Raw genomic sequence first — 5,442 nt, forward strand, 5'->3', positions numbered from 1 at the left:
CCGAGAAAGACACCCAGGACCCCCTGGTCGCCCAAACCGATATTCTTCGTGCCCCGCCCGGTATTCAAGAGATTGGGAGTATATACAACGCCTTCGATAAGGATATCCCACTTTTTAACCCCCAGCGAGGCGCCGATATGGGGAGCAATAAGCCAGTGATGTTCCTGCTGTAGCCCGTCGCCACGGGTCCGGGTCAACTCAAACCAGTTTTCAATTCCCGCATACACATAATGCTTTTGAGCAAATTTCCAGTATCCATTGAGATCGAGCACCGGGTAGATGCGAACCGATTGTGGCTCAAAATCGGTCATGAAATGAACCGACGGCGAAATAATTATCCCGGGAATCAGCCCCTTGGAAAACACCGGGCGCCAATTGACTCCCCCATTGAGATGCATGATACCGAACATCGCCTGAGTTATATGGCTCCCGAACTCGATATCGAGATTTATATGCATACCCCGGTTATAACCGACACTCAGAAGCGGTAGCGGGATATAGACGTCTCCCACCTGCGTAATCGGACCACCCAGTCCTACATGCACCGACGACTCCCCTTTCTCCAGCGGGCGAATCTGCCGTACCGGTGCGCAGCCAAAGAGAACCAAAAGGGCCGCCGGATACAAAAACAGCGTGATTCGTGAGATTCTTTTGATCATAAACTCAAGTGTATGTGTTGATTGTATGTTCTGGTTTTAAAATAATATAAACAACAGGATTTATGATTATGGTAGGGCCTGGGGGTCTATTCCCTCCCCCGGTCGGGACCATGCCAAAACCCGGCTTGGAAAATACTCTTCCTGAAAGCCCAGCCCCCCCGGGGCCTATGCTCTCTTTACTCTACACGCAAATTTCAACGGGCCTCGTTCAGTGCATCATTTCCCGGGATAGCGCAGATTATGCCGTGCCCGCACCGAATCCATCATTTCCATTATCTCGATCGTCGAGGCAAAAGAAACTGCATCGCTCTCTTTTTTTCCCCCCACAAGGCATTCTGTTACATGGCGGGTTTCATTATGGAGTCCCTGCGATTGGGGTGAAAAAGAAAATGTCTGGTCCTTTCCGTTGCGCGGGTGGAGGGTCAGTTTTGTCGCACGGTGCCAGCAGGAGTGAAAAATCAGACTCGCTTTTGTGCCGGTAATGCATGCCGTGCGATCGCCGACGCCACGAAATCCCGAGGTAAGCACCGCTCCGGCGCCTCCTGCATATTCACAGATAATCGCGTCCTTTTCATCAACACCATTCGATGCAAAGGCCATGCTTGAGTGGATGTTTTTCGGCATTCCCAGAAGCCGGTGAGAGAGCCACAGAGGATAGACCCCGACATCGAGGAGCGATCCGCCTCCCAGCTCGGGATTATACCATCGGCGAACAGGATCGTAAGGGATATAGATACTGAAATCGGCATGAACATCGGTGATTGTACCCAGAGCATGCTCTTCCAGAAGCTCTAATGCCTTTTCAAATGCAGGATTGAATCGCGCCCACATGGCTTCCATGCAGAAAAGGTTTTTCTCCCTTGCTCTGTTAACCATTTCCCTGGCCTGCACGGCATTGAGCGCAAAGGGCTTCTCGCACAAAACCGCCTTGCCGGCCTCCAGCGCCATCAGGGTGTTTTCGTAATGCAGATTGTGCGGGGTGGCAATATAGACAGCATCGATAGCAGGGTCATCCACCAACGCCCGGTAGGAGCCGTAACTCCGGGGTATGCCATAGGTGCGGGCAAATTCCTCTGCCCGCTGAGCGCTCCGGGACCCTACTCCCAGAAGCGTGGCGCCGGGGACCCGGCTAAACTGACTTGCAAAGGTATGGGCAATATCGCCGGTTGCGATGATACCCCATTGTACGTTTGACGACATACCTGTAAAATAGTAAAGACAGAAGACCGGATCAATGGATGAGCTATATATAAAGGGCTGAAAAACAAGCGGAAATGTAGCCGAAGCGTGAAAATTGTTACGATATCTTTTTTCGAAACGCTCCAGGCCGGATAGTTTATTACCATCCGGCCATACCGGCATATCAACCGCCGCAAAAGCAAGTATTCATACCACAATTGCAATCAGGCAAGCTCGAATCGGTCGGCGTTCATCACCCTGGTCCACGCTGCCACGAAATCCCGCACGAACTTATCCCGCGAATCCTCACAAGCATAGACTTCCGCGAGTGCACGAAGTTGCGAATTGGAGCCAAAAACCAGGTCGACCCGGGTACCGGTCCACGTGCGTTCGCCGGTTGCACGATCGCGCCCCTCAAAGACGTCACCTTCTTCAGATACGGGTTTCCAGACGGTTCCCATGTCAAGGAGATTCACGAAGAAATCATTGGTGAGTGTCTCCGGCCGGTCCGTGAAAACACCGTGAGGGGACTTATCGTGATTGGCATTCAGAACACGCAGGCCGCCGATAAGAACGGTCATCTCGGGAGCAGACAGAGTCAGCAGTTGCGCACGATCGATCAACAGTTCTTCTGCTGAAACAGTGTATTTTGTCTTGTTGTAGTTCCGGAACCCATCTGCAACCGGCTCGAGAAACGCAAATGACTCGACATCGGTTTGCTCCTGCGTGGCGTCCATTCGGCCGGGAGTGAAAGGAACGGTGATATCGCTGCCAGCGTTTTTTGCCGCCTGTTCAACAGCAGCACAACCACCGAGCACTATCAGGTCGGCGAGCGAAACTCTTTTCCCGTTTGTCTGGGCCTCGTTGAATGCGCTCCTGATTCCTTCGAGAACACCCAGCACTTTTTTCAGTTGCACAGGCTGATTCACTTCCCAGTCTTTCTGTGGTGCAAGGCGGATACGTGCGCCGTTGGCTCCCCCGCGATAATCGGAGCCGCGGTATGTCGACGCCGACGCCCAGGCGGTTGCAACTAGCTCGGATAGTGAAAGCCCCGAATCGAGTATCGTGCCTTTGAGATCTTCGATATCCTGTTCATTGATCAATTCGTGGTCCACCACCGGAATCGGGTCCTGCCAGATAAGGTCCTCCGAGGGGACGTCCGTGCCCAGATAGCGCGAGCGCGGCCCCATGTCCCGATGGGTCAGTTTAAGCCACGCGCGGGCGAAGACATCGGCGAAGGCTTGCTGGTCCTTGTGGAATCGACGAGAGATTGGTTCATAAATCGGGTCGTATCGAAGAGACAGATCGGCAGTGGTCATCATTGGACGGCGCTTTTTCGAGGGATTGTGAGCATCCGGGATCATGTCCTCTTCTTTGACATCCTTTGCAAGCCATTGCTTTGCCCCGGCAGGGCTTGTTACCAGTTCCCACTCATAGCCGAAAAGCATGTCGAAATAACCGCTGTCCCATTTTGTCGGGTTCGGTTTCCAGGCGCCTTCGATACCGCTGGTAGTAGTATGCTCTCCCTTGCCCGTGCCGAACCTGTTGGTCCATCCCAGACCTTGCTCTTCGAGAGGAGCAGCCTCGGGTTCCGGGCCCATCAGCGAGGGGTCTCCTGCTCCGTGCGCCTTGCCGAACGTATGGCCGCCGGCAACAAGCGCAACAGTCTCTTCATCGTTCATGCCCATGCGGGCAAAGGTCTCGCGAACATCACGGCCCGACGCCACCGGGTCGGGATTACCGTTCGGCCCTTCAGGGTTTACATAGATCAGCCCCATCTGAACCGCTGCCAGCGGGTTCTCGAGCTTGCGTTCGCCGCTATACCGCTTGTCTCCCAGCCATGTGTCTTCCCTGCCCCAGTAGATATCTTCTTCGGGCGCCCATATATCGGCGCGTCCGCCGCCAAAACCGAACGTTTTAAAGCCCATCGACTCCAGAGCGACATTGCCGGCAAGGATCATGAGATCGGCCCAGGAGATCCTGTTTCCGTATTTCTGCTTGACCGGCCAGAGAAGGCGCCGCGCTTTGTCAAGATTGCCGTTGTCGGGCCAACTGTTGACCGGGGCAAAACGCTGGTTCCCGGTATTCGCGCCCCCGCGGCCGTCGGCCGTGCGGTAGGTGCCTGCACTGTGCCAGGCCATGCGGATAAACAAGCCGCCGTAATGCCCCCAGTCGGCAGGCCACCACTCCTGAGAATCGGTCATCAGCGCATGAAGATCCTTTTTCAGGGCGTCAAGATCAAGCTTCTTGAATTCTTCGGCATAATTGAAATCAGGGTCCATCGGACTGGAGACCTGCGTGTGCTGGTGAAGAACTCCCAGGTCCAACCGGTTTGGCCACCAGTCACGATTCGAGGCGCCGCGACCAGCCGGGATTGCGCTTACCGCACCCGTTACCGGGCACTTCTTGCTCTCACTCATACTATTTTTCTCCTTCCAGACTTTCTTCCCCTTTTCCCACGGGAAGTGTCTTTGTTTCCGGTTTTTTGTTGTATCTGCTTTTGACAATTTTCACAGATGCCGAAAAAATCGATTCTGTGACGTGTAACTTTGAATGCGCTGCTTTCCTGTGCACGACGATTTATCTCATCATAAACAGGCATTTCAAAATCAAGCACCTTCCCGCAGTGTTCGCATACAAGATGGTAATGCGGGTCAAGTTTTGCATCAAAACGATCGAAAGTACTCCCGAAAGGAACCTTCCGCACATGCCCCTGCTCCATTAATACCTTCAGGTTCCTGTATACCGTTCCCAGACTCAGATCGGGAATCTCATCCTTCAGTTGATGGTAAATCCAGTCGGCCGTTGGGTGGGCCTCCGTCTGCTTGAGCACTTGAAGAATTCTTTCGCGTTGTCGGCTTTTGCGGTAATGCATACTACCCTTACTAATAATCGTTCTTATTATTACTAATATAGTTGGTTGTGGTGGTTATGTCAAATTCTGTTACTTCTGTGTTCCGGGATGGGGATATCTACCGACATGCCGCCTCCGACGAGGCTTATATGGAAGGGGTTGTGGGGTATCGTTTTTCAGTGCATCGCCTTCGACTTTCAACTCTCAAATCGTTGTCACGCTCGTTGTCTCACATCTCTTCAGCTCCTACCATTCACGACCCCTGTAATAGTCTCTTCGGTAAAGAGTTTTCCCACTCCGATACCCGGGCACGCTTTTTTCTCGTTATTCCAGTTCTTCTCATTTCTGATAATCTTTATCCAGAATGGATAGGTGCGGCACTGTGAAGGACGGACCGGATAGATAAGGCACCCCCCGACGCTCTTGTAGAACACACAGGCGCCGTCGGGATGCTCCCTGAGACTGAAACTGTCGCGAAAAGGATAACAATACTGCTCTTTGAATGCAGTGGGATCCAATCCAAGACGCCCGGCGATTGCATTTATTTCACTTTCGGACACATAGACTGTCCCCGGTTCGCCGGTGCAGCAGTTCCCGCACTGTTTACAGGTGAAACGGAGACCATTTTTGAGATAGGAGGGGTTTGGCATTTTTATATTTTAATTATTTGGGGATAATATTATGGAAGGGGCTAGGCAGCCCCTTAGACCCAGCTCGGAAAATGCTTTTCCTGATAGCCCAACCCCCCGG

5 protein-coding genes are annotated in these 5,442 nt (G+C 52.9%); all 5 read right to left on the minus strand.

Annotated elements, in window-relative coordinates:
* On the minus strand, positions 1 to 659 hold a 659-nt coding region (locus tag GF401_07555), incomplete at its 3' end, for a hypothetical protein (protein ID MBD3344901.1).
* 216 nt (positions 660 to 875) lie between these two features.
* Entirely contained in the window at positions 876 to 2,021 is a 1,146-nt protein-coding gene (locus GF401_07560; protein MBD3344902.1) for a gfo/Idh/MocA family oxidoreductase, read from the minus strand.
* Between the two features lie 41 nt (positions 2,022 to 2,062).
* A complete protein-coding gene (gene katG, locus GF401_07565) occupies positions 2,063 to 4,258 on the minus strand; it encodes a catalase/peroxidase HPI (GenBank protein ID MBD3344903.1) in 2,196 nt (731 codons plus the stop codon).
* Positions 4,255 to 4,713 carry a transcriptional repressor gene (locus tag GF401_07570; protein ID MBD3344904.1) on the minus strand — a complete coding sequence of 153 codons (459 nt, stop codon included), beginning with the start codon at positions 4,711 to 4,713 and terminating at the stop codon, positions 4,255 to 4,257. The genes katG and GF401_07570 overlap by 4 nt, the downstream gene beginning before the upstream one ends.
* Positions 4,714 to 4,931: 218 nt before the next feature.
* Positions 4,932 to 5,342: a YkgJ family cysteine cluster protein gene (locus tag GF401_07575; protein MBD3344905.1), complete on the minus strand. Its 411-nt coding sequence runs from the start codon at positions 5,340 to 5,342 to the stop codon at positions 4,932 to 4,934.
* Positions 5,343 to 5,442 lie beyond the last annotated feature (100 nt).

This window comes from Chitinivibrionales bacterium (assembly GCA_014728215.1).
GTDB lineage: Bacteria > Fibrobacterota > Chitinivibrionia > Chitinivibrionales > WJKA01 > WJKA01.